Genomic DNA, 25,092 nt, shown 5'->3' on the forward strand with positions numbered 1-25,092 from the left:
GTTCGAGCGCTATTTACCGAACATTTCCCGGATCCAGTTTGCGACACCGTTACTGTCTTTTTACTCATCCTGCGGCGGCGGGTTTTGCTGCGGCTGTCCCGCCGGCGCGGCGGCGTCAGGCTGCTGTTGCACCTGCGTCTGGGCCGGCTGGCACAGCGACTGCGGGTCGTCGGTCCACACCGGCAATGTGCGCATCGCGCTGCCGCCGTTGCAGACAAAATTCCCCGCGTAGTCGATGGACATCTGACTAATCCCCTCAGGCGGCGTCAAGTTCAGCGTCAACGGCGCCTGTTTTTCCAGATAACGGCGGTACAGCGTCAATGCGCCGTTGGCGCCGGTCAACTTGGCGGGACCGTTATTATCGCGGCCGACCCAGGCGATAGAGACCTCTTTGCCGTCAATGCCGGCGAACCAGCTATCGCGCAAATCGTTGGTGGTGCCGGTTTTCGCCGCCAGATGTGAAGACGGGAATTTCACCGACAGCGAGCGCGATGTGCCGCGCACCACAACCTGCTGCATCGCATACAGCGTCAGATACGCCGCTTTGGCGGGCACCACCCGCTCGGCCTGAGGGAAGCTATGATACAGCACGGCACCGTCTTCCCCTATCACCGATCGCACCGCCGACAGCGTGGCGTGGTTGCCGCCGCTGGCGATGGTCTGGAATTCCTGCGCCACTTCCATTGGCGTCAGGCTGATGGCGCCAAGCAGCATCGACGGCACCGGGTTTAGTACCGAAGAGGGGATGCCCAGCTTCACCAGTGTGGCGGTAATACGATCAAGCCCCACTGACAAGCCGAGGTTGACCGTCGGCACGTTAAGCGAGTTGGTCAAAGCATCCACCAACATGACCTTGCCGCGGAATTGCCGATCGTAGTTTTTGGGCGACCACAGGCTGCCGTTCGGCTGCTTAAGGGTAAGCGGCTCATCGGCTATCCAGGTGTTGAGCCGGTATTTATCCGGCTCGCTCAGGGCGGTCAGATAGGTAGCCGGTTTCGCCAGCGATCCCACCGAACGTCGCGCCTGCATCGCGCGATTGAATCCGGCAAACTGCGGCTCCGCGCCGCCAACCATGGCGCGCACTTCGCCGCTGAATCGGTCGACCACCACCATGGCGGCCTCCAGATCTTTAACGCCACGGCCGGCGCGCAGGGCGGGGATGCCGGCTTCAACCGCTTTTTCCGCCGCATCCTGCGACAGCGGATCCAGCGTGGTGAAAATCTTGACGCCGGACAGATCGTTAATTTTATCGCCCAGATTGCTTTGCAGCTCTTCGCGCACCATTTGCATGAAGGCCGGCTGGGGCGTCAATACTCCGCCGCGCGGCTGTACCCCCAGCGGACGGGCGCTCAGCATATTGTACAGTTCGCCGTCGATAACCTGTTGGTTCTCCAGCAGTTTCAGCACCAGATTGCGCCGTTCAAGCGCCAGCTTGGGATTGCGCCAGGGATTGTACAGCGACGCCCCTTTTACCATCCCCACCAGCATCGCCTGCTGATCGAGACTGAGCTCATCCACCGGTCTGCCGAAATAATACAGGCTGGCCAACGGGAAACCACGGATTTGATCGCTACCGCTCTGGCCAAGATACACCTCGTTCAGATACAGCTCCAGGATGCGATCCTTGCTGTAGCGATAGTCAACTATCAGCGCCATATAGGCTTCATTGGCCTTGCGCCACAGCGAGCGTTCATTGGTCAAAAACAGGTTTTTTACTAACTGCTGCGTCAGCGTGCTTCCGCCCTGCACCGCGCGTCCGGCGGTGATATTGGCCAGGAAGGCGCGGCCGATGGAGGAGAGGCTGATACCATCATGTTGGTAGAAATGCCGGTCTTCGGTGGCAATCAGCGTATCCACCAGCAGGTCCGGAAAACCGGCGCGCGGCACGAACAGCCGCTGCTCGCCTTTGGGGGATTGCAACATGGTAATCAGCCTGGGGTCGAGGCGGAAGAAACCAAAATTGCGCCCGGTGTCCTGGTTCTTGATTTCCAGCAGCTGGTTTTTGGCAAAGGTCATGCGGGCGTGGATCTGGCCCTCCTTGCCGTCCGGGAAATCGAACGGCCGGCGCAGCAGCTCGATGCTATTGCCGCGTACGGTGAATTCGCCCGGCCGGGTAATACGCGACACTTCGCGGTACTGCATGCCTTCCAGCAACGTCGCCATGTCGTTGCGGCTGTAGGACATGCCCGGCTCCAGGCTCACCATGCGGCCATAGACCGCCGCCGGCAGTTGCCAGACTTTGCCATCAATGCGGTGACGGACCTGCACATCCAAATAGACGCCATAGATCGCGATAACGACCACCAGCAACAGCAGGATGCGAATAAGCCAGCCCAGCAGCCGGCGTTTTTTCCGCGGCGCGCCTCCCCTTCCCTTACGTGGCGGCATCAGGTACTCCTCTTCGTCTTCGTCATCATCCTGCCAACGGTCATCATCATCATCCCGCCAGCGGCGTGGTGCGGCCTTACGCGGAGCCTTGCGGCCTGACGGTCGTCCGTGACGTCCGATAGGTTCACGGTCATCCCCAGACATCGTTCATTACTCTCCCAACTACCAACGGCTAAACCGTCTACTCTGTTCCCGCTTCGGCCGGGCCGGAAGCGGAAACCTCTGAATTTCCCGTTATTGCGGCCTACGGGTGCGCCGGGTGGGCAACGCCTGCGCCGGATCGTCCGGCCAGGGGTGTTTTGGATAACGCCCTTTCATCTCTTTTTGCACTTCGCGATAGGCGCCGCGCCAAAAAACCGCCAGATCACGGGTTATCTGCAGCGGTCGGTGCGCGGGCGACAGCAGCTCCAGGACCACCGCCACGCGCCCTTGCGCCACGCGCGGCGTCTGCTGCTCGCCGAACATCTCCTGCATGCGTACCGACAGCACCGGCGGCTCGCCCTGCTGATAACGCAGCGGCAGACGGCTGCCGGTGGGCACAGTGTAGTGGCTGGGCAGCTGACTATCCAGCCGTTGTCGCAATGACCAGTCAAGCAGCCGCAGCAACGCATCGGCGAGATTGATGCGCGCAAGGCCGCGCGCGTCGCGCACCCCGGTCAGCGACGGCAGCAGCGAGCGGGGCAGCGCGGCGAGTAGCGCGTGATCGTCTACCTCCGGCCAGCCGGTCTCCGGCAGCCATTCAGCGGCGCACAGCAGGCGCTGGCGCAGTTGGATGGCCTCGCGCTCCCAGGTCAGCACGCCCAACCCCTGCTCTGCAATCCAGTCGAGCATCGCCTGCGCCATGACCGCATCCGATGGCCGGGCCTGCGGTTGTTCACACAACACCAGGCGCCCCAAGCGTTCACGCTGAACTACCCGCAGGCTGCCTTTGTCCTGATCCCAGTGCATGGCGGTGGTGCGGCTGAACCAGGCGGGCCGGGCGGCGGGAGATGCGATCGCGAAAGCCCCAGGCCAGCAGCAAAGGGGCCATATTGAGGTCCGGCCGCCCTTCGCCGCCTCCGCATCGACTACGCAATTGGCGCGCACGCGCCGCCCAGTGCGGCAACGGGCGGTGGAAGTGGTCACGGATATCCGGCGAGACGCTCTTGGGGGGTTCCTCGATCATAGCCGCCAGCAGCGCGGCGGTGGCGACGGCATCGGCCTCTTCGCCGGCGTGGTACAGCATTGCCCCCAGGCGCGGATCGCAGCCGTAGCCGGCCATGGCGCGGCCGGCAGGCGTCAGGTGCTGGCGGGCGTCGATGGCACCCAGCCCGGTCAGGGTGTCGACCGCCGCCGCCAGCGCCGGCGCCGGCGGGGCGTCCAGCCAGGTAAGCTGCCCGCTCTCGCGCACGCCCCATTGCAGTAGCTCCAGCCAGAGCGGGGCCAAATCGGCGTAGGTGATTTCCGGCGCGTGATGCTCCGGCGCGCGCCCCCCCTGCTCCTGACTAAATAGATGCAGGCATACGCCCGCAGACAGCCGCCCCGCGCGCTGCGCCATCGACGCCTGACTGATGCGCCGGGTAATTAGACGCGACAGCCCGCTGCGCGGGTCGAACTCCGCCACCCGCTCCAGGCCGCTGTCCACCACCAGGAGGATGCCCTCGATGGTCAGGCTGGTTTCGGCTATATTGGTGGCCAGTACCACTTTACGATGGCCCGCAGGGGCGGGATGGATGGCGCGCTGCTGCGCTTCCATAGGCAGCGCGCCGTACAGCTGGCACAGTAAGACGTCCGCCGCCACACGCTCGCCGAGCAGCCCCTGCACCCGGTTGATTTCCGCCACGCCGGGCAGAAACAGCAGCAGCGAACCGGGCTGTTGCCGCAGAAGTTGCTGCACCGCACCGGCTATCGCCTCCTCCGGTCGCGTCTGGGCCGGCAGCGCCAGATAGCGCCGCTCCACCGGATAGCTGCGCCCTTCAGAGCGAATCACCGGCGCCTCAGGCAACAGTTGACTCAGCCGGCGGTCATCCAGGGTCGCGGACATGATCAGCACCACCAGATCGTCACGCAGGCCACGCTGCACATCCAGCAATAACGCCAGCGCCAGATCCGCCTGCAGGCTGCGCTCATGAAATTCATCCAGGATCACCAGCGAGACGCCGTCGAGCGTCGGGTCTTGCTGCAGTTGACGGGTCAAAATGCCCCTCGGTGACCACCTCCAGCCGGGTCGTCGGGACGCAGCGGCTCTCATTGCGCATCCGATAGCCGACCTTCTGCCCAGGGCGCTCGCCCAACTGTTCCGCCAGCCGGAGCGCGACGTTTTTAGCCGCCAGCCGCCGAGGCTCCAGCATCACCACTTTCCCCGCCAGGCCACCGCGGCGCAGAATCTCCAGCGGCAGCCAGGTCGATTTGCCGGCGCCAGTTGGCGCGTGCAGCATGACCTGCGCGGCGCTTTGCAAGGCGGAGAGCACTTCATCGACCACGGCACTGACCGGTAATAACGCCACAACGTCTCCACGAAAAGGTTAACATTCCAGGGCAGGCATTGTAGCATCGCTGCATCCTGGAACAATGATCGGTTCCGCCCCCGACGCCATCAGTGGCGCCGCCGCTTGATGAAGAACCCGCTTATGCCTGCACCCGCTCCCCGCCGGCCCGTCGAAGCCTCCAGCGCGTCGCGCCGGTTGTTTTTCGCCCTGACGTTGCCCCCTCACGCTGCGCCGTCAGATGGTGGACTGGCGCGCCGCGCGGTTTCCCGCTGAAACCGGCCGACCGGTCGCGCAGGACAATTTGCATCTGACGCTGGCTTTTTTAGGCAACGTTGGCGCCGCGCAGGAGCGGGCGCTCGTCGCGGCAGCGGGTCGTCTGCGGCAGCCGGCCTTCACGCTGCCTCTGGATGATTGCGGCCATTGGCCGGGCGCGGGCGTCGTGTGGCTCGGCTGCCGCCGCGCGCCGCGCGAGCTGCTGCAACTGACGGGATGGCTGCGTGACCGGGCGGCCCGTAGCTGCTGCCAGCAAAGTTCGCTGCCGTTTCATCCGCATATCACTCTCTGGCGGCAGGCGACCAAACCGGTAGCGCTGCCGCCGGATACGCCGGGCTGGACGACTGACGTAAGCCGATTCGGTCTTTGGCTATCGACGTTTGACAACGGTCGCGTACGCTATAGGCTGGTGCAGGACTGGCCCCTCCATCGCGATGGTCCACAGTAAGGAAGACCCTATGCAATTCGAGCCTACCCTCAAACCCGCCAGGCTGATACAACGCTATAAACGTTTTCTTGCCGATGTCATCACCCCTGACGGTGAGGCATTAACCCTCCATTGCCCCAACACCGGCGCCATGACCGGCTGCGCTACCCCTGGCGATACCGTGTGGTATTCCACGTCGGATAACCGCAAACGCCGCTATCCACATAGTTGGTAACTAACAGAGACCGCCAGCGGTCAATGGATAGGGGTAAATACGCTGCGCGCCAATACGTTGGTTGGCGAAGCGCTACGGGCTGGATCGATTCCCGAGCTGGCGGGATATGCCCATCTTCGCGGCGAAGTGCGATATGGCGCAGAGAACAGCAGGATAGATTGGTTATTATCGGCAGAAGACCGCGCGGGCTGCTATATTGAGGTGAAATCCGTGACGTTATTGCAACACCAGTCGGGTTATTTTCCGGATGCGGTAACGCTGCGCGGACAAAAACATTTACGAGAATTACAGGCAATGGCGGAAAAGGGGTATCGTGCGGTGCTGTTTTTCGCCGTGCTGCATTCGAGTATTGACCGGGTGTCGCCGGCCCGCCACATTGACCCCCACTATGCCGATCTGGTATTACAGGCTCAGCAGTATGGCGTAGAAGTCCTGTGCTATGGTTGTCAATTATCCCGGCACGTCATGCGAGTCCACACTCCGCTGACGATAATTATTTCATAGGGCGGTTAACGGCAAAATGGCGTAAAATGCGTCAGTTTTCCAAAGTTTACCGTCGCGCCAAATACGCCCTCCCTGACACCCTTGTCAAGTAGGCGTTAGGAATAATTGCCAACCTTAACGTCATCTGCTATTTATAGCGGCCTGTTTTTTCCCCACGTTGGGGATCGCTAGTGCGTGTTAGAAGGAGAAGCACCATGCAAGAAGGGCAAAACCGTAAGACATCCTCCTTGAGCATTCTCGCCATCGCCGGGGTGGAACCATACCAGCAAAAGCCTGGTGAAGAGTACATGAATGAAGCCCAGCTTCTGCATTTCAAGCGCATTCTGGAAGCCTGGCGTAATCAGCTCAGAGATGAAGTCGGGCGTACCGTCTCACATATGCAGGATGATGCCGCTAACTTCCCCGACCCGGTAGACCGTGCCGCGCAGGAAGAGGAATTCAGCCTTGAGCTCCGCAACCGTGACCGGGAGCGTAAACTTATTAAGAAAATTGAGAAAACCCTCAAGAAAGTAGAAGACAATGACTTCGGCTTCTGCGAATCCTGTGGCGTTGAAATCGGCATCCGCCGCCTGGAGGCGCGTCCGACCGCCGATTTGTGCATTGACTGCAAGACCCTGGCTGAAATTCGCGAAAAGCAGATGGCAGGGTAAGAGTGAGCCCGGTTTACTGCGGTGTCGGTGACGCAACATCATGACATCGCGGTAGCTGCACGGCTACGCCCTTGTCACTATCATGCCAACCTTTGTCCCCTATATCGGGCGCTTTGCCCCGTCGCCTTCCGGCGCGCTTCATTTTGGTTCCCTCGTCGCCGCCCTTGGCAGCTATGTGCAGGCGCGCGCCTGTCGCGGTCAGTGGCGGGTGCGCATTGATGATATCGACCCGCCGCGGGAAGTTCCCGGCGCCGCCGATACCTTACTGCGCCAGCTGCGCCATTACGGCCTGCACTTGGACGGACCGGTCATCTATCAGTCGCAGCGGCATGAGGCTTATCTGGCGGCTCTGGCGACGCTGCACCAGCGCGGCCTCAGTTATTATTGCGATTGTACCCGCAGCCGTATACAGAACCTGGGCGGTCTGTACGACGGCCATTGCCGCGATCGACACCTTAGCGCCGCGGGTGCGGCCATCCGCCTGCGGCAAACCGCGCCGGTGCTCCATTTCCACGATAAATTGCGGGGCCGCATCGATGCCAGCCCGGCGCTGGCGCAGGAAGATTTTATCATCCGCCGCCGCGATGGGCTGTTCGCCTATAATCTGGCGGTGGTGGTAGATGATGCCGCCATCGGCGTCACGGAAGTGGTGCGCGGCGCCGATCTCATCGCGCCAACGGTGCGCCAATTGGCGCTCTATCGTCAATTAGGTTATAAAAAACCTGATTATATTCATCTGCCGCTGGCGCTGTCGCCGTCAGGGCTGAAATTATCGAAACAAAATCATGCGCCGGCGCTGCCGATGAGCGATCCCCTGCCGCTGCTGGCGCAGGCGCTGGGGTTGTTAAATCAGCCGCTACCGCCGCAGTGGTGTGCTATGCGCCTTGAGTGTATGTTAAACTGGGCGGTGGACCACTGGCGACTTGACGCCGTGCCGGCCATGCCCGCCCCGTAAGGGACAACGCACCCGCCCATTCTCAAACTTAGCGGGGTGAGCTATTATTAGCCGCGGTTTTGGTTGTTCCTGTTTATTTGTTACTATTGAGGTGTACTATTTTTACCCGAGTAGCCAACTTCTGCCGTAAGGTGCTCAATCGTGAAAGCGTGGAAACGGCACCAGAGGATAGACGCCATTTGACGATTATCCCGCGCGACCAGCACACCATCTCCCGTAAAGAGATCAGTGAAAACGCACTAAAGGTCCTTTACCGCCTGAACAAAGCGGGATACGAAGCCTACCTGGTCGGCGGCGGCGTGCGCGATCTGCTGTTGGGTAAAAAGCCCAAGGACTTCGACATCTCCACCAGCGCGACCCCGGAGCAGATGCGTAAATTGTTCCGCAACTGCCGTCTGGTCGGCCGCCGTTTCCGGCTGGCCCACGTCATGTTCGGGCCCGAAATTATCGAAGTCGCCACCTTCCGCGGCCATCACCAGGTGCTGGAGCCGGTAGAAGGCGCGACGGGCGCCGCCCTAACCGGCCACAACGGCATGCTGCTGCGCGACAATATTTTCGGCTCCATCGAAGAAGACGCCCAGCGTCGCGACTTTTCCGTGAACAGTCTTTATTACAGCGTGGCCGACTTCACCCTGCGCGACTATACCGGCGGGCTGAAAGATTTACGCGAAGGAACCCTTCGCCTGATTGGCGATCCGGAAACCCGCTACCGGGAAGATCCGGTACGCATGCTGCGCGCGGTGCGCTTTGCCGCCAAGCTGGATATGACTATTAGCCGCGAAACCGCCGAACCGATTCCCCGTTTGGCGGCGTTGTTGCATGACATTCCGCCGGCGCGGATGTTTGAAGAGGCGCTCAAACTGCTGCAGGCGGGTTACGGTGAAGCCACTTATCGCCTGCTGTGCGAATACCAGTTGTTCCAGCCGTTATTTCCGCTCATAAGCCGTAACTTTACCGAACATGGCGACAGCTATATGGAGCAGATGGTCATCCGCGTTCTGGCCAACACGGATCAGCGTTTGCGTAACGATATGCGGGTCAATCCGGCCTTCTTGTTCGCCGCCATGCTGTGGTATCCGCTGTTGGAGCATGCGCAAAAACTGACCCAGGAGAGCGGCCTGTCCTATTTCGACGCGTTTTCGCTGGCGATGAACGATATCCTCGATGAACAATGTCGGACCCTGGCCATCCCGAAACGTTTAACCGCCCTGATGCGGGATATGTGGCAACTGCAACTGCGGCTATCGCGCCGCCAGGGCAAGCGCGCCCACAAGCTGATGGAACACCCCAAATTCCGCGCCGCCTATGATTTGCTGACGCTTCGCGCCGAGGTTGAAAACAACGCCGAACTACAGCGTCTGAGCCGCTGGTGGGGGGAATTCCAGGTCGCCGCGCCGCCGCGACAAAAGAACATGCTGACCACGCTCGGCGATGACGGCCCGACCCGCGCTCGCCCGCGCCGCCCGCGCCGTCGGGCGCCCAATCGCGACAGCGCCTGATGGAGCGCGTCTGGCTGGCTTTGGGTAGTAATCTGTCCGAACCCTTACAGCAGGTGAGCGCCGCCCTCGACGCGCTGGCCAGCTTGCCGCAAACCCGGCTGGTCACCTGTTCTTCCTACTACCGCAGCCGCCCGCGGGGCCCGCAGGATCAGCCCGATTTCCTGAACGCCGTGGTGGCGCTGGACACCACCCTGGCACCGGAAACGCTGCTCGATCACACCCAGGCGATCGAACTGCGCCAGGGACGGACGCGCAAGGCGCATCGTTTCGGACCCCGCACGCTGGATCTGGACATTTTGCTGTTCGGCGATCGCATTATCGTCTCCCCGCGCCTGACTGTACCGCACTACGACATGCACAACCGCGAGTTTATGCTCTATCCACTTGCGGAGCTCGCCCCGGATCTGCAGTTTCCCAACGGCGTCCCGCTGGCGGAGCGCCTGCGTCAGGTGCCGCGCAACGGCCTCACCTATTGGGATGAAGAGCACCGTTACCCCTACGGCTAAGCACTGCCGCCCACACGCTTACGCCATGGCACGATGACGACCGTGCGGCGGTCGCTGCCTTCTCTCTCCTCATGCCAGAGGTCGCGTCGCGGCTCAACCTCACTAGCCGGCCACCTGGGGGGCAGACCGAAGGTGCAAATTGGCGCCGGCCATCTGGGTGGATACCAAGGACGCAGGTTCGCGCCGGCCTCCCACGTTCTCTCTGCGTCCGGCAGAGTCATAGCCCCCGCGACGGGTTCAGGTCAATGTACCCCCTGTTTTGTGCGATAAACGCTATACACCCGGCAAAGATTCCATTAAAATAAGCCGCCATTCTTTAAGCTGACAGCGGACGCTCCAGCGGCACAGAGGTTGCCTACCATGACCACGATTTCTCATTTGCGCAAATGGAAACAACAACAGCGCAGATTCGCCTCCATTACCGCCTACGACGCCGCGTTTGCCCGCCTGTTCGCCAAACAGGGGATCGAAGTGATGCTGGTAGGCGACTCTCTGGGCATGACCATGCAGGGCCATGACTCGCCGCTGCCGGTCACCGTTGAGGATATGGTTTACCATACCCGCTGCGTGCGGCGCGGCGCGCCCTCGTGCCTGCTGCTGGCCGATCTGCCGTTCATGAGTTATGCGACGCCGGCTCAGTCCTATGACAATGCGGCGGCGCTGATGCGCGCGGGCGCCAATATGGTCAAGCTTGAGGGCGGCGTATGGCTGGCCGATACCGTTAGCGGTCTGACCGCGCGGGCGGTACCCGTCTGCGGCCACCTTGGCCTGACCCCGCAATCGGTGAATATCTTCGGCGGCTATAAAATTCAAGGGCGCGACGCAGCCGGCGCAGACCAGCTGTTGGCCGACGCGCTGGCGCTGGAACAGGCCGGCGCCCAGTTGCTGGTACTGGAATGCGTACCGGTCGCGCTGGCGGAACGCGTAACGCATGAGCTGAGCATTCCGGTTATCGGCATTGGCGCCGGCGCCGTCACCGACGGCCAAATCCTGGTCATGCAGGATGCGCTCGGCATCACCGGCGATAGCTCGCCTTCGTTCGCTAAAGATTTTCTGGCGGCAGGCGGGGACATTGCCGCCGCCGTGCGCCGCTACGTGCAAGAGGTCGAAGCCGGTCGGTTTCCCGCGGCCGAACATAGCTTTCATTGATGGAGGAGACTCCCGTGCAGATTATCGAAACACCGCCGACGCTGCGTCAGACGGTTAAACAGTGGCGTCAGGAGCATAAGCGTATCGCCCTGGTCCCGACCATGGGCAATTTGCACGAAGGGCATATGGCGCTGATTGACGCCGGCCGTGCCCGCGCCGATAAAGTCGTGGTCAGCGTGTTCGTCAACCCGATGCAGTTCGACCGGCCGGAAGACTTGGTGGCCTACCCGCGCACGCTGCAAGAAGATTGCGAACAGCTGACAAGGCGCGGCGTGGACATGGTGTTCGCGCCGGCGACGGCGGTTATCTACCCCGAAGGTCTTGCCAGTCAAACTTTTGTCGATGTGCCCCGATTTGCCAATATTCTGGAGGGAGAAAGCCGGCCGGGCCATTTCCGCGGCGTCGCCACCATTGTCAGCAAGCTGTTTAATCTGGTAGAACCGGACGTGGACTGCTTCGGCGAAAAAGACTTTCAGCAACTGGCGCTCATCCGTCAACTGGTGCGCGACATGAGCTATGACATCGAGATTATCGGCGTACCGACAGTGCGCGCCGCCGATGGGCTGGCGCTCAGTTCGCGCAATGGTTATCTGAGCGCCGAGGAACGCCGTCTGGCGCCGCAGCTCAATCAGGTGCTCATGCGGCTGGTGGCGCAGTTGCGCGAAGGCGAACGCCACATCGATGGGTTGCTGAACTCAGCGACGGAACAACTGCTTCAGGCCGGCCTCAGGCCGGATACGTTGGTCATTCGCGACGCGCAGACCCTGCAACCGCTGACGGTTGACAGCCGGCGGGCGGTGGTGCTCTTCACCGCCTGGCTGGGTAAGGCCAGGCTAATTGATAATGCGCAAGTGGATCTCATTTCCTAACGGTAAGAAGGCTTAAGCTCATGCAACGCAAGATGTTACGAGGCAAGCTACACCGGGTGCACGTCACCCAGGCGGATCTCCATTAAGAAGGTTCCTGCGCTATTGATCAGGACTTTCTGGATGCGGCGGGGATCCTGGAGTATGAAGCGATTGATATTTATAACGTCGACAACGGTCAGCGCTTCTCCACCTACGCAATTGCCGCCGAGCGCGGCTCGCGCATCATCTCAGTCAACGGCGCGGCCGCGCGCTGCGCCTGCGTCGGCGATTTATTGATTATTTGCGCCTATGTGCAAATGCCGGACGAAGAGGCGCGACATCACGCGCCGCGGGTGGCCTATTTCGACGAACACAATCAGCTACAGCGCACCGCCAAAGCGCTGCCGGTGCAGATGGCCTGAGTCTCCCGCGCCAATGGCCGCGGGTATTCACCGCCGGCCTACCGCGCTAGAGGGCACAGCTAGAGCCTGTCTGCGTCTGGCGCCCGAGGGGCGCGGGCTTTAACCGTCAACGTACGGCGCGCCAGGGGCCGCAGGGAGAGACTGCCTGAGTTCTGGCATCCGCTGGCCGCAGGTGAATTTACGCCCGCGCCCGTTTGCTGTTGTGGCGGCCCAACCGGCCAGCTCGCGCTGAAACGGGCTTAAGCCGCAACACGCCACCCCGGCGCGGCGCTAGCGCCGCCCGTCAGGTTAGGTGCGCAAGCCGCGTCCGCGCTGGATAAGCGCCCAGCACAGCAGATAAAACACCACGATAAAAGCCACCAGCACCGCAAGCGTTAGCGCCAGCGGCACGTCGCTGATGCCCAAGAAGCCATAGCGGAAGCCGCTAATCATATACACCACCGGGTTCAAGCGCGACACCACCTGCCAAAACGGCGGCAGCAGCGTTAACGAATAGAACACGCCGCCCAGATAGGCCAGCGGTGTAAGCACGAAGGTGGGGACAATGCTGATGTCATCAAAGCTTTTGGCAAACACCGCATTAAGCAGTCCCGCCAACGAAAACAACACCGCGGTCAATATCAGCGTCAGCACGACCATCCACCAGGCGTGGACCTGGAGCGGCACAAAGAACAGCGACACCGCCGTCACCAGAATGCCGACGCAAATCGCGCGCGCCACGCCGCCGCACACATACCCCGCGATGATCACATGGGTAGGCACCGGCGCCACCAGCAGTTCTTCAATGTTGCGCTGAAACTTGGCGATAAAGAACGATGACGCGACGTTGGTGTAAGCATTGGTGATCACCGCCATCATAATCAGGCCCGCCACGATGAACTGCATATACGAAAAGCCGTGCATGGCGCCAATCTGCGATCCGATGAGATTGCCGAAAATGATAAAATAGAGCGTCATGGTAATCACCGGCGGCACCAGGGTTTGCACCCAGATCCGCGCGAACCGGTTAATTTCTTTACGTAATATGCTTTTAAACGCGACCCAATACAGCTGCATCATGCCCGTTGACCCCTTGCTTTGCCGTCCGTGACCAACAAAACAAATAATTCCTCCAGGCGGTTGGTCTTATTGCGCATACTCAACACCTGTACTCCCTGTGCGCTCAGCTGACTGAACAGGCTATTTAACCCCTGTTCGCGCATCACCTCCACCTCCAGCGTACTGGTATCAAGCAGCTGGCTGCGATACCCGTTTAGCTGCGGCAGCGCGCTTTTCGCCGCCAAATCCAGTATGAAGGTTTCGGATTTCAGCTTCGACAGCAGCTCGCGCATAGAGGTATTTTCCACCAGCCGGCCGTGCTGGATAATGCCGATATGCCGGCAAAGCATCTCCGCCTCTTCCAGGTAATGGGTGGTTAATATAATGGTGGTGCCGCTGTTGTTCAGATCGCGCAAAAACCCCCACATGGAGCGGAGCAACTCGATATCGACGCCGGCGGTGGGTTCATCAAGGATTCAGAAGCTTCGGCTCATGCATCAGCGCACGGGCGATCATCAGTCGTCGTTTCATGCCGCCAGAAAGCATGCGGGCGCGCTCGTCGCGTTTGTCCCACAGATCCAGATGGCGCAGATATTTTTCCGCGCGGGCCGCAGCCTGCTTGCGCTCTACGCCGTAGTAGCCGGCCTGATGCACCACGATTTGATAGACGGTTTCAAAGGAATTGAAATTAAATTCCTGCGGCACCAGCCCCAGCTGGCGTTTCGCATTGACAATGTCCTTATCGGTATCGTAGCCGAACACCCGCACTTTACCGGCGCTCTTGTTCACTAAGGCGCTGATAATGCCGATGGTGGTGGATTTTCCCGCCCCGTTGGGGCCAAGCAGCGCATAGAAATCGCCGGCTTCCACGTTCAAGTCAATCCCTTTCATAGCCTGTACGCCTCCTGCGTAGGTCTTGGTCAACTGCTCCAACTCCAATGCATATGTCATTTGTGACGGGTTACCTTATTCTAAACGGTTTTCAGGAACTGATTTTCAAACGCCAGCGCTTGGCCTATATTAACGCATCGCATTACGACAGTTACGGGCTATTAACATCGATGAAAGACATTTCAACCCTTATCAGTAACAACCACGACTGATCCAAGCTTCTGCATGAAGAGGATCCGGGCTTTTTTGAGCGGCTGTCGCTGGCGCAAAAGCCACGCTTTCTGTGGATTGGCTGTTCCGACAGCCGCGTCCCGGCGGAAAGATTGACCGGACTGGAGCCCGGTGAGCTGTTTGTACATCGCAATGTCGCCAATCTGGTTATCCATACCGATCTCAATTGTCTGTCGGTGGTGCAATATGCGGTCGACGTGCTGGAGGTCGAGCATATTATCATTTGCGGCCACTACGGCAGCGGCGGCATACAGGCGGCCATTGACAATCCCGAGCTAGGGCTTATCGACAACTGGCTGCTGCATATCCGTGATTTGTGGTACAAGCATAGCTCACTGCTGGGCGAGCTCCATCCAGAGGATCGCGCCAACATCCTGAGCGAGATTAATGTGATTGAACAGGTGTATAACCTGGGACACTCGACCATCATGCGCTCTGCCTGGAAACGGGGCCAGAAGGTCACGATTTACGGTTGGGTGTATGCTCTGCACGACGGGCTGCTCCGCGATCTGGAAATCACCGCCACCAGCCGCGAGACGCTGGAACAGCGTTATCGTCAGGGGATGGCCACCCTGCTACAGCGCTACGGCAATTAATGCGACGGACATCCGTTTCATCGACGGACGTCGTCCATTTAGCTGGTTGGCGTCCGATTGACTGCTTGCCGTCCGCTTAACCACTTTCTGTCCGCTTAGTCGTTTGCGATCCTTTTGCCGCACTGCCCCCTGACCGCAAGGCTATTTCACCCCGGAATCAAGTGACCTTACACAGTATAGACCATCGCCACGTGCGGTCTTTAACCGCACAAGCCCTGCTGGCGGGTAAAGCGTCAAACCTGCCTGGGAGCGGTATCGTCGCGGCGTCCGACGTTATTGTGGTAAACCGCTCGCTATCCCTATGGTCTGCCTTTCTCAAGCGCCCAACCCCGCCTAAACGATATACCGGCTCAGGCGGATTCTGCCGCCGTCACGACTTTGCCGACATAGGGTAAATGGCGGTAACGCTGGGCATAATCGATACCGTAGCCGACGACAAACTCATCAGGGATGGTAAAACCCACCCACTCCACCGTGACCTTAACCTCCCGGCGGTCCGGTTTATCAAGCAGCGTGCAAATGGCGATGGATTTCGGCTGACGCAAGGCGAGGATCTCGCGCACCCGGCTTAGCGTATTACCGGAATCGATGATATCTTCGACGATCAACACGTCTTTGCCGCGGATATCCTCATCCAAATCTTTCATGATCTTCACGTCGCGGCTCGAACTCATGCCGCTACCGTAGCTGGAGGCGGTCATGAAATCCACTTCGTGCGACACGGTGACGGCGCGACACAAATCCGCCATAAACATAAACGATCCCCGCAACAGGCCGACCAGGACCATTTCACTGCCGCTAGCGTGATAATGCTTACTGATGGATTGCCCCAATTCAGCAATACGTTTGGCGATTTCCTGTCCGGAGATCATGACTTCCACGTGATGTTTCATAAAATACCTATACCACTGAAATTAATCAGTTAAAAACCATTACAGCCGACAATAAAATCTGTCAATGAGAGACTGACTGCCCTAAGGCGCATCGCGCAATCAAATACCACTTCGCGCCTCTTAAGGCGAGGGATTATATCAGGGAAGGTCGACGGATGGGGTGAAAGCATAAAAACAAACCGACGCTGTTGGCCATTGGGCGAGGTAACCGCTACCGTCTGGCCGTTTACGCCGGATTGACACCAGAGTTCAGGCCGGAAGCGGATCCAGCAGAAAGACGCTAAGCACGGGTGGGATGCAATAAAGCGTCGTCATGGCGGGAGGGGAAATCACGCTGCGCCGTTAATGGTAAGGATTGCGAATAGCCCGTGGCTTAAAACGTCGCCCCGATACCGTGACCGATAACGACGCCGTGGCTATGACCCTGGCCATGGCCGTAGCTGTGGCCACGACCGATATCGTAGCCGTGGCTATAACTGGTAACGACGCCATGGCCGTGACCGTAGCCATAGCCGTAGCTGTGGCTACGACCGAGACTGTAGCCGTGGCCATCCCTGATATCAGGCCAGCGCGAGCGTGATGTCATACTTGCTGATTTGGCCGTCAGTCTTGCTTAATTTATCCCGTAACAAGGGCTCAATAGTGTGCAGCATGGATTGGATTGTCTCTTGAGACAGGCCCTTGCTTTCCCAGACCTACATCATGCACCAAATAAAGACGTCGACCCGCTGCGGCACCGCATCTCTACTTTTGTTGGCCAACGCAAAAACCGCTTCATCATCGCAAAGTCCGAACTCCCGCGCGATGGACTGCCAAGACAGTCCCTGCGCCACCTTTTCGCCGGCCGGACCTTTATCAACCGCGATCATTTCCAGCTCCCGTAACGCGTTATTCACCGTGATACCCAGCGCCTCGGCGACCTGCGGGGCCTTCCACCGCCAACATTTGCAGCTCAAGCAGCGCCTCGGGCAGATCAATGCCGTAGCTTTCGCTTATCTTGCGACACGATTGCCCCTCGTTGACACCTGCGCCAGGCGGACCGTTGACGGCCAGAATTTGCACGACGAGCCTGGCTTCGCGCAGGTCGATACCGTATTTCTCGATGACCTCATGGCAAAATTTACCCTCGCTGATGTCTTCACTGGCCGGGCCGTTCACCGCTGACATTTGCAGCGCGAGCAAGGCCCGGGGAAAAGTGATCCCGTATTTGTCAGCCACGCGCCGGCACGACTGCCCTTGCTGGACGCACTCTCCCGCCGGTCCGTCAACGGCAAGCAATTGTAGCGCGAGAAGCGCATTGTTTTTGTCGATACCAAAGGCGCTGGCGACCTCCTGACAAGGAGTTCCCTGTTTGACGCTTTCCCCGGCCGCACCTTCCACGGCTATCAACTGCAGCGCAAGCAGGGCTTATGGCTGGACAATACCGTAGGCTTTGGCAACCGTCAGGCACGACTCGCCTCGACGAATGCTATCGCCCGCCGGTCCTTTGACCGCCAGCATCTCAAGAGCCACTAGCGGGCCGGCGTGGAGAATCTCAATCTCCTGGGCGATGACATGACAGGCTTGCCCATCGGCGATCGCCTTGACGGCTGGCCCCATAGCCGCGCTGAGCTGAAGACCGCAATGTGTCAGCTCATCCGTAATCCCATGCTCCTTCGCGACTTTAAAACACCCTTCGCCATTCAAAACTCTTGCCTGCGCAATTCTCAACGCCAAAAGTGGCGAGTCTTCATGGCGCGTACGACGCAATGTTTGACCAAAGACGGCAAGAAGCTGTGGCGTCATTTCAGGCGGCGCCTCTAAAATGGCGTTATGCAGATTCTTAATTTTCACCAGATCATCCGCCAATGAACGACAAGGGCACTTCGGGTTTTCTGTTGATGGCGGTGAGGGTGGCATCAGCGTCAGAGCGCTATTATCGACCTGCAAGAGCGCCTGCAGAAAGGCCTTGTCTTTAGCATCGAGGTTCAGCTCTAAACGGAGCATCTGGGTAACGGCCATACACCGTTTATCTAATAGTTCATAACTCGTTATTGGTATTTTACTCTCCTGTGTACACGTTATTTCCGCCAAAACAATCCTTTGAGAAATAGATCGCATTCATTCATGGCACCTGAAGTTTATAATCTGTCTTAATGCCGCCACACGGCGCCTAATGTCTATCTTGACCGACAGCCTACAACAGCCAATGCTTAATTCCATACCACTTCCACGCATCAGGCCAGGCTTATTTTGGTGGCATCAGCGTCCAAAAATAATCCTCCGCACGTCTCCCTCTCTAGGCAAAAAGGGTTAATCAGGTTTGTAATGGCCAGTATGCCACTCACGCAGACATGGCAGATTAATCATGGCCACACCATTATAACGTTATGATTTATATCGCGTTAAAAAATCTTATTTCCTTCATTGCCCTGCTGTCCGCAACAAGTCGGCTTTCTGGGGGTGAATGCGATGTAGGGAAAAGGGACGTAACCCGCGTTGACCTGACATGGGGTCATGTTATTGGTGTGACGACCCGCATCTATCCTCGCCAACACCCTGGGAAAAAACACCTTCCTGTCAGAAGAGTCTTCTGTCACGCTTGACCGGACTTAAAGAATACCTGTCGGCGGAATGAATAAAACACTGACCCCGCCGATAATGACGGCGCCTAAATCACCTTCACAAGATATCATCCATTTAATTAATGGAATTTTTATCGTATAAGTTCGACATTATATTAGCGACATTAAATAAGCATTTGGCGACTATCGCTTCTGGCGCCGAAGAGTAAATGCGCGTTGCCCACGCCCTCTCTTTCTACTTATGCCGGCCGTTGTGCGACAGAATCTTTGTGCCATCCATAATAGCGACGTGCTGTTAAGGTTAATTTAGTTTTGTCGCCGTCGGCGGTTAGCGCGTTACCCAAAAGGGGGATTTATTCACATTCTCGATTTAGCCACTCACCGTCGCTACCGCCGGGCTTCAAACCGCGGTATATGCAGCATAAGGGCCAGTATTGGTTTAATACTATCGCCAACATGGCTGAGCCATGCGCAAACAGGTGGCAATAACCCGGGGCGACACTGGCGAAAATGGCCTCAAGGTCACAAGCGATCACCCCAGCCATGGAGGCCAACAAGAAGTTTAGTTAGCAGATGAAATCGATCCATTGCCTGCCGAGTGAAACTGCGTAAAAAAACCGGACATCCCTCGACGCGGCGAGAATCTACGGCATAATGGGTAACGAGGCGTGTTAAGCGGGTCAAATGATGGCGCTTCATCACCGCGCTGCCGAAGTTCAGGCACGGCACACCCGATCAGCAGGCGGCTCTAGCGTCTGTCAAATCAGGCAGTCTGACGCGCAGGAGAGATCAGTGATGAAAACCAACGGGATTTGTGCGCCAAACGCGTGACCGTTACGGCGTACACCTGCCTTTTCATTTAGGCTCTCGGTAGCGCGCCGAAAGAGGAATGATGCGGCGGCCGGGCCAGGGAAGACGCGTTTTTGGTACGGGGCTTAAGATCGTGACGGCGCCTGGCGCGGAAAATTTACAAGCGCATAAGACAGTTTCTGTCTCTTGTTCCATACTCAATAATGACAGTCCGGCGGCCTAAAAAAACTGAGGGCGTCCATGTTGAAATATGATAACGTCAAAGTATAACGATTTAATTGAGTTTCACTATGAAAAACACCTTATTGGTGATGTTGTTGCTTAGCCTGCTGGTGATATCCAGCGCTGCGCAGGCGCTGACGAAGAACGAAGAGGAAGACATGGCCGACTTGACAGCGGTGTTTGTCTATCTTAAGAATAATTGCGACTACGCGGATATGCCCAATGAGCAGATTCGTCGCGCAATCCTGATTTTCGCCCAGCAAAACCGCTGGGATCTGAGTAATTACGCCACCTACGATATGCGTGCGCTGGGTGAAGACATCTATCGCGACCTGAGCGGCATCCCCGTCCCGTCGGCGAAAAAATGCGAATCGCTGGCGACTAACTCTCTTAATACGCTCTCATAACCACACTGCGCGAAATTTAACCGTGCAACGGTGGGCAGAGTTAGCTATTATATTGCGCTGTTTTTTCATGGCGGACTTGCCAAGGAGCAGCCAGACATATCCCACCCAGAAACCTGGCACGAAACGTTACACGACCATTTCGGCCAATATTTTACCGTGGATAAGGTCCTGTACCGGGAAACGACCGGCCAGCAGGATTTGGTGATCTTTGAAAACGCCGCGCTCGGCCGCGTCATGGCGCTAGACGGCGTGGTGCAGACCACCGAGCGCGATGAGTTTATTTATCACGAAATGATGTCCCATGTGCCGCTTATCGCCCATGGCGCCGCCAAAAAAGTGCTGATAATCGGCGGCGGCGATGGCGGTATGCTGCGCGAAGTCAGCCGTCATCCCGGCGTCGAGCAGATAACGATGGTTGAAATCGATGCCGGCGTGGTGACGTTCTGTTCTGCAAACAATACCTGCCGCGCCATAACGCCTGCGCGTTTGACGATCCGCGTTTCACGCTGGTGATTGCCGACGGGGTGGACTTTGTTTGCCAAAGCAGTGACAAATACGATGTCATCATTTCCGACTGCACTGACCCTATCGGGACCGGCGAAAGACTGTTTACCTCTGATTTCTATCAGGGTTGCGCGCGCTGTCTCAATGAAGGCTGCATTTTCGTGGCGCAGAACGGTGTATGTTTTTTACAGCAGGATGAAGCGGTAACTAGCCACCGCAAACTTGACCACTATTTTAGCGACGTCAGCTTTTATCAGGCGGCGGTGCCTACCTATTATGGTGGCATCATGACCTTCGCCTGGGCCAGTCAGAATCCGGCGCTGCGCCAACTCGACGCGACGACCCTGGCGGCGCGCATCGACCAAACCGGGCTGACCTGCCGCTATTACAATGCGGCGATCCATAACGGCAGCTTCGCCCTGCCGCAATATTTGCTGAATGCCTTATCAGCAGCCCTCTGAGACGGTATCCATAAGGGGGTGAACCAAATTGCATAAAGCTAAAACTACACGGCTTTAACAATCTAACCAAGAGCCTGAGTTTTTGTATTTACGATATTTGCTATGCCAAAACGGCGGATGACCGTGACGGCTATATCGCCTACATTGACGAACAATATAACGCCAATCGTCTGACGGAAATTCTCAGCGAAACCTGCTCCATGATAGGGGCCAATATCCTAAATATCGCCCGCCAGGATTATGAGCCGCAGGGTGCGAGCGTGACCATATTGGTGAGTGAGGAGCCGGTCGATCCGGGCAGCATCGACACTTCTGAACACCCTGGCCCGCTGCCGGAATCGGTGGTGGCACATCTGGATAAAAGCCATATTTGCGTGCATACCTACCCGGAAAGCCACCCCGAGGGCGGTCTGTGCACCTTTCGCGCCGATATTGAAGTATCGACGTGCGGCGTGATTTCCCCGCTAAAAGCGCTGAATTACCTGATACATCAGTTGGAGTCGGATATTGTCACTATGGATTACCGCGTGCGCGGCTTTACCCGCGATATCAACGGGGTAAAACATTACATCGATCACGAGATTAATTCGATTCAGAATTTCATGTCCAAGGATATGAAAGCGCTTTATCACATGATGGATGTAAACGTCTATCAGGAGAATATCTTCCACACCAAGATGATGCTGAAAGATTTCGATCTGAAACATTATCTGTTCAACGCCCGGCCGGACGATCTTAGCGCCGAGGAGCGTAAAGCGATTACCGACTTACTGTATAAAGAGATGCAGGAAATCTATTACGGCCGTAATCTGCCGGTGCTGTAACCCGTCGCTGCCGGCGTCCTGGTCCTCCACCCCGGCGGGGACCAGGGTTGGGCGTGGCATATGATCAATGCTAGCGGCCGCGGTGGCGTTATTCCCCATGCCTCATCCGCCGGTTTGAATAAACTGGCGATAGCGGCTTAGCATCAGCAGAAAATCGTTGCTGCCGCACAGCGACAAGCTTTCTTCATCGTAATAACTCAACCCCTCTTCCAGCGCGTCACATTCCACCGACATGCCGTTGGCGAGTACCATCACCTCTTCGGCGTCAATGAGCAGGGTATATTGCCACTGGCGCACAGAGCCGGACAGGCTGTGCAATTGGCGCTCAACCTCGGCCAGCCACTCGCGCCAAATCGCCTTTCACTTCATCATTTAGCCAGTGGCCGATGGCCTCATGCCCCATGGAGAATTTGACTAGCACCTGGCCGGTGGCATCGCGGAGAAATTCGTAATCCATTGTAGCGGTCCACCCCTTAAGGGGCGCTGTGCCGCATTCGTTTAGAACACGGCGGTGGAAGATAACCGGATTTTACGCGTTTTAATCACGCCAGCCAAAGCCTGATAGCGGGACTAGCCCCACCTCGGGCGACGCGGCCGCACCGTGCGCGCAGGAAAAAAAACGCCCGTCAGCAACGACGGGCGGTGACGTGGGCTGACGGGTCGGTCGGCAGGAACTGCGCCGACCGGCGCCGCATCAAACCGCGGTTTGGAAAATGACCTGATCGGCTTTATCGGTATATTCGCTAAGGCGGTCGAAATTCAGATAGCGATAGGTATCCACCGCCGTCTGATCCACCATCGCCATCTCCTGCAGATACTCCGCGACCGTCGGAAGACGGCCCAATAGCGAGGTGACCGCCGCCAGCTCCGCGGAGGCCAGATAAACATCGGCACCGTTGCCCAGACGATTGGGGAAGTTACGCGTAGAGGTCGACACTACCGTAGCACCATCCGTTACCCGCGCCTGGTTACCCATGCACAGCGAACAGCCCGGGATTTCCATGCGCGCGCCGCTCTTGCCGAATACGCTGTAGTAACCTTCCTCGGTGAGCTGGGCGGCATCCATTTTGGTTGGCGGCGCGACCCACAGGCGGGTCGGCAGTTGGCCTTTGTGGCTGTCGAGCAATTTGCCTGCGGCGCGGAAGTGGCCAATATTGGTCATGCAGGAACCGATAAAGACTTCATCAATTTTGCTCCCGGCAACGTCCGACAGCAGACGGGCATCGTCAGGGTCGTTCGGTGCACACAGGATAGGCTCGTTGATCTCGGCCAGATCGATGTCGATGACTGCGCCATATTCAGCATCCGCATCCGCCGCCAGCAGCGAGGGATTGGCCAGCCAGCTTTCCATGCCGGTGACACGCCGTTCCAGCGTGCGGCGATCGCCGTAACCCTCCGAAATCATCCATTTCAACAGGACGATGTTGGAATTCAAATATTCGGTGATGGGCGCCTGATCGAGCTTAATGGTACAACCGGCGGCAGAGCGTTCCGCCGAGGCGTCCGCCAATTCAAACGCCTGTTCCACTTTCAGCTCCGGCAGCCCTTCGATCTCCAGAATACGGCCGGAGAAGATGTTCTTCTTGCCTTTTTTCTCAACCGTCAGCAGCCCCTGCTTGATGGCGTATAACGGAATCGCATGCACCAGGTCGCGCAGGGTAATGCCCGGCTGCATAGCGCCTTTAAAACGCACCAACACCGATTCAGGCATGTCCAGCGGCATCAACCCGGTGGCGGCGGCAAAGGCCACCAGACCAGACCCTGCCGGGAACGAGATGCCGATCGGGAAACGGGTATGGGAGTCCCCGCCGGTGCCGACGGTATCGGGCAGCAGCATACGGTTCAGCCAGGAGTGGATGATCCCATCGCCCGGGCGCAAGGAGACGCCACCGCGGTTCATGATAAAGTCCGGCAGAGTATGGTGGGTCTGCACGTCCACCGGCTTGGGATAGGCGGCGGTGTGGCAGAACGACTGCATCACCAGGTCGGCGGAGAAGCCCAGGCACGCCAGATCTTTCAATTCATCGCGGGTCATGGGGCCGGTGGTGTCTTGCGATCCGACCGAAGTCATTTTCGGCTCACAATATTGCCCAGGCCGCACGCCCGGCACGCCGCAGGCGCGACCGACCATTTTCTGCGCCAGCGTGTAGCCTTTGTCGCTGGCGGCGACATCACGCGCGTGGCGGAAGATGGTGCTGGGGGGAAGCCCCAGCGATTCGCGCGCGCGGTCAGTCAGACCGCGACCAATGATGAGCGGAATACGGCCGCCGGCGCGCACTTCGTCTATCAGCACGTCCGTTTTCAGCGCAAAACTGGCCAGCAGCGCGCCGGTGTCATGATGACGCACTTCACCAGCAAAGGGATAGATATCAATGACATCGCCCATATTTAAATCAGAAACGTCCACTTCGATCGGCAGAGCGCCGGCATCTTCCATGGTGTTAAAAAAAATCGGCGCGATTTTGCTGCCCAGCACCACGCCGCCGCTGCGTTTGTTCGGCACATATGGAATATCGTCTCCCATAAACCACAGCACCGAGTTGGTGGCGGATTTGCGCGAGGATCCGGTACCTACTACATCGCCGACGTAGGCCAGCGGGAAACCCTTGCCGTTCAGCGCCTCGATCTGGTGAATGGGGCCCACATTGCCGGGCTGATCGGGAATAATGCCGTCACGGGCGTTCTTCAGCATCGCCAGGGCATGCAGGGGAATATCCGGCCGCGACCAGGCGTCGGGCGCCGGCGACAGGTCATCGGTATTGGTTTCGCCGGTGACCTTGAACACGGTCACGGTCATTTTTTCCGCCAGCGGCGGACGGGATAAGAACCATTCCGCCTCGGCCCAGGATGTCATGACGTCCTGGGCATGGGTATTGCCAGCGCGGGCTTTTTCTTCCACATCGTAGAAATTGTCGAACATCAGCAGCATAGGCTTCAGCGCGCGCGCGGCGAGAGGCGCCAGCGCATCATCATCCAGCGCGTCCACCAGCGGCAGGATGTTGTAGCCGCCTTGCATGGTGCCCAGCAGTTCAATGGCCTTTTCCGCCGTCACCAGCGGCGACTGCGCCTCACCCTTGGCAACGGCCGCGAGGAAACCCGCTTTAACGTAAGCCGCTTCGTCCACACCCGGGGGGACCCGATTGGTCAGCAGATCCAGCAAATAGGATTCTTCACCCGCCGGCGGGTTTTTCAGCACATCAACCAGCGCCGCCATTTGTACGGCATCGAGAGGCTTAGGGGCAATGCCCTGTGCAGCACGCTCGGCAACGTGCTTACGATAATCTTCTAGCACGACGTTCTCCTCGCTTTCATTGTCATAGGTAGTAC

General features: G+C 58.3%; 17 protein-coding genes and 7 pseudogenes. 13 read left to right on the top strand and 11 right to left on the bottom strand.

Features of this window, described 5'->3' with window-relative positions:
- Window positions 1–60: 60 nt before the first annotated feature.
- Complete coding sequence (gene mrcB, locus JZM24_RS09845; protein ID WP_215669510.1) at window positions 61–2,532, bottom strand: bifunctional glycosyl transferase/transpeptidase; 2,472 nt, start codon at window positions 2,530–2,532, stop codon at window positions 61–63.
- Between the two features lie 90 nt (window positions 2,533–2,622).
- A pseudogene (hrpB, locus tag JZM24_RS09850) lies at window positions 2,623–4,874 on the bottom strand (ATP-dependent helicase HrpB).
- A gap of 123 nt (window positions 4,875–4,997) precedes the next feature.
- Here hrpB and thpR point away from each other — a divergent pair.
- The 9 genes and pseudogenes from thpR to panD all read left to right on the top strand — a co-directional run bounded on the left by thpR (window position 4,998) and on the right by panD (window position 12,324).
- Window positions 4,998–5,577, top strand: a pseudogene (thpR, locus tag JZM24_RS09855) (RNA 2',3'-cyclic phosphodiesterase).
- 10 nt (window positions 5,578–5,587) lie between these two features.
- Window positions 5,588–6,295, top strand: a pseudogene (sfsA, locus tag JZM24_RS09860) (DNA/RNA nuclease SfsA).
- A gap of 194 nt (window positions 6,296–6,489) precedes the next feature.
- Window positions 6,490–6,945 (top strand): RNA polymerase-binding protein DksA, encoded by a 456-nt coding sequence (dksA, locus tag JZM24_RS09865; protein ID WP_215669511.1) that lies wholly within the window; start codon window positions 6,490–6,492, stop codon window positions 6,943–6,945.
- Window positions 6,946–7,027: 82 nt separating this feature from the next.
- Complete coding sequence (gluQRS, locus tag JZM24_RS09870; protein WP_215669512.1) at window positions 7,028–7,900, top strand: tRNA glutamyl-Q(34) synthetase GluQRS; 873 nt, start codon at window positions 7,028–7,030, stop codon at window positions 7,898–7,900.
- Between the two features lie 98 nt (window positions 7,901–7,998).
- The gene (gene pcnB, locus JZM24_RS09875) at window positions 7,999–9,399 is read left to right on the top strand and encodes a polynucleotide adenylyltransferase PcnB (protein WP_215670098.1); all 1,401 of its coding nucleotides are present in this window, start codon (window positions 7,999–8,001) and stop codon (window positions 9,397–9,399) included.
- The gene (gene folK / locus JZM24_RS09880) at window positions 9,399–9,905 is read left to right on the top strand and encodes a 2-amino-4-hydroxy-6-hydroxymethyldihydropteridine diphosphokinase (protein ID WP_215669513.1); all 507 of its coding nucleotides are present in this window, start codon (window positions 9,399–9,401) and stop codon (window positions 9,903–9,905) included. Before pcnB ends, folK begins: the two co-directional genes overlap by 1 nt.
- 360 nt (window positions 9,906–10,265) lie before the next feature.
- Window positions 10,266–11,054, top strand: a complete 789-nt coding sequence (gene panB, locus JZM24_RS09885; protein WP_215669514.1) for a 3-methyl-2-oxobutanoate hydroxymethyltransferase — start codon at window positions 10,266–10,268, stop codon at window positions 11,052–11,054.
- Window positions 11,054–11,923, top strand: coding sequence for a pantoate--beta-alanine ligase (gene panC / locus JZM24_RS09890; RefSeq protein WP_220098839.1), 870 nt, complete (start codon window positions 11,054–11,056; stop codon window positions 11,921–11,923). Before panB ends, panC begins: the two co-directional genes overlap by 1 nt.
- A 20-nt stretch (window positions 11,924–11,943) precedes the next feature.
- Window positions 11,944–12,324: pseudogene (gene panD, locus JZM24_RS09895) on the top strand (aspartate 1-decarboxylase).
- Between the two features lie 288 nt (window positions 12,325–12,612).
- On the opposite strand, the gene JZM24_RS09900 reads toward panD, so the two are convergent.
- Both JZM24_RS09900 and JZM24_RS09905 read right to left on the bottom strand, forming a co-directional pair.
- Window positions 12,613–13,383 carry an ABC transporter permease gene (locus tag JZM24_RS09900; RefSeq protein WP_215669516.1) on the bottom strand — a complete coding sequence of 257 codons (771 nt, stop codon included), beginning with the start codon at window positions 13,381–13,383 and terminating at the stop codon, window positions 12,613–12,615.
- Window positions 13,380–14,313: pseudogene (locus JZM24_RS09905) on the bottom strand (ABC transporter ATP-binding protein). Before JZM24_RS09905 ends, JZM24_RS09900 begins: the two are co-directional and overlap by 4 nt.
- A gap of 161 nt (window positions 14,314–14,474) precedes the next feature.
- Between JZM24_RS09905 and can the strand changes: the two are divergent.
- Entirely contained in the window at window positions 14,475–15,080 is a 606-nt protein-coding gene (gene can, locus JZM24_RS09910; protein WP_246580023.1) for a carbonate dehydratase, read from the top strand.
- 350 nt (window positions 15,081–15,430) lie between these two features.
- Here the strand turns inward: can and hpt are convergent, their stop codons facing one another.
- The 5 genes from hpt to JZM24_RS09935 form a co-directional block, all read right to left on the bottom strand.
- Window positions 15,431–15,973 (bottom strand): hypoxanthine phosphoribosyltransferase, encoded by a 543-nt coding sequence (hpt, locus tag JZM24_RS09915; protein ID WP_215669517.1) that lies wholly within the window; start codon window positions 15,971–15,973, stop codon window positions 15,431–15,433.
- A 373-nt stretch (window positions 15,974–16,346) separates the two neighbouring features.
- Window positions 16,347–16,559, bottom strand: coding sequence for a hypothetical protein (locus tag JZM24_RS09920; RefSeq protein WP_215669518.1), 213 nt, complete (start codon window positions 16,557–16,559; stop codon window positions 16,347–16,349).
- 109 nt (window positions 16,560–16,668) lie between these two features.
- A complete protein-coding gene (locus tag JZM24_RS09925) occupies window positions 16,669–16,869 on the bottom strand; it encodes a hypothetical protein (protein ID WP_215669519.1) in 201 nt (66 codons plus the stop codon).
- Window positions 16,862–17,362: a hypothetical protein gene (locus JZM24_RS09930; RefSeq protein ID WP_215669520.1), complete on the bottom strand. Its 501-nt coding sequence runs from the start codon at window positions 17,360–17,362 to the stop codon at window positions 16,862–16,864. The genes JZM24_RS09925 and JZM24_RS09930 overlap by 8 nt, the downstream gene beginning before the upstream one ends.
- Window positions 17,363–17,380: 18 nt before the next feature.
- Window positions 17,381–17,974, bottom strand: a complete 594-nt coding sequence (locus JZM24_RS09935) for a hypothetical protein (RefSeq protein WP_215669521.1) — start codon at window positions 17,972–17,974, stop codon at window positions 17,381–17,383.
- Between the two features lie 1,663 nt (window positions 17,975–19,637).
- Between JZM24_RS09935 and JZM24_RS09940 the strand changes: the two genes are divergently transcribed.
- From JZM24_RS09940 to speD, 3 genes and pseudogenes are all read left to right on the top strand, one after another.
- Window positions 19,638–19,976, top strand: a complete 339-nt coding sequence (locus JZM24_RS09940; protein ID WP_215669522.1) for a YacC family pilotin-like protein — start codon at window positions 19,638–19,640, stop codon at window positions 19,974–19,976.
- Between the two features lie 96 nt (window positions 19,977–20,072).
- Window positions 20,073–20,941: pseudogene (gene speE, locus JZM24_RS09945) on the top strand (polyamine aminopropyltransferase).
- A 32-nt stretch (window positions 20,942–20,973) separates the two neighbouring features.
- Window positions 20,974–21,765, top strand: coding sequence for an adenosylmethionine decarboxylase (gene speD / locus JZM24_RS09950; RefSeq protein WP_215670100.1), 792 nt, complete (start codon window positions 20,974–20,976; stop codon window positions 21,763–21,765).
- 102 nt (window positions 21,766–21,867) lie between these two features.
- Here speD and JZM24_RS09955 read toward each other — a convergent pair.
- Window positions 21,868–22,222: pseudogene (locus JZM24_RS09955) on the bottom strand (YacL family protein).
- A 237-nt stretch (window positions 22,223–22,459) separates the two neighbouring features.
- Window positions 22,460–25,057: a bifunctional aconitate hydratase 2/2-methylisocitrate dehydratase gene (gene acnB / locus JZM24_RS09960; RefSeq protein ID WP_215669523.1), complete on the bottom strand. Its 2,598-nt coding sequence runs from the start codon at window positions 25,055–25,057 to the stop codon at window positions 22,460–22,462.
- Window positions 25,058–25,092 lie beyond the last annotated feature (35 nt).

This window comes from Candidatus Sodalis endolongispinus (assembly GCF_018777395.1).
In the GTDB taxonomy this organism is placed as follows: Bacteria; Pseudomonadota; Gammaproteobacteria; order Enterobacterales; family Enterobacteriaceae; genus Sodalis_B; species Sodalis_B endolongispinus.

Coding starts and splice junctions, on each gene's coding strand:
- mrcB (WP_215669510.1), bottom strand. CDS start 2,532: ATGTCTGGGGATGACCGTGAACCTATCGGACGTCACGGACGACCGTCA.
- dksA (WP_215669511.1), top strand. CDS start 6,490: ATGCAAGAAGGGCAAAACCGTAAGACATCCTCCTTGAGCATTCTCGCC.
- gluQRS (WP_215669512.1), top strand. CDS start 7,028: ATGCCAACCTTTGTCCCCTATATCGGGCGCTTTGCCCCGTCGCCTTCC.
- folK (WP_215669513.1), top strand. CDS start 9,399: ATGGAGCGCGTCTGGCTGGCTTTGGGTAGTAATCTGTCCGAACCCTTA.
- panB (WP_215669514.1), top strand. CDS start 10,266: ATGACCACGATTTCTCATTTGCGCAAATGGAAACAACAACAGCGCAGA.
- panC (WP_220098839.1), top strand. CDS start 11,054: ATGGAGGAGACTCCCGTGCAGATTATCGAAACACCGCCGACGCTGCGT.
- JZM24_RS09900 (WP_215669516.1), bottom strand. CDS start 13,383: ATGATGCAGCTGTATTGGGTCGCGTTTAAAAGCATATTACGTAAAGAA.
- hpt (WP_215669517.1), bottom strand. CDS start 15,973: ATGAAACATCACGTGGAAGTCATGATCTCCGGACAGGAAATCGCCAAA.
- JZM24_RS09920 (WP_215669518.1), bottom strand. CDS start 16,559: ATGACATCACGCTCGCGCTGGCCTGATATCAGGGATGGCCACGGCTAC.
- JZM24_RS09935 (WP_215669521.1), bottom strand. CDS start 17,974: ATGGCCGTTACCCAGATGCTCCGTTTAGAGCTGAACCTCGATGCTAAA.
- JZM24_RS09940 (WP_215669522.1), top strand. CDS start 19,638: ATGAAAAACACCTTATTGGTGATGTTGTTGCTTAGCCTGCTGGTGATA.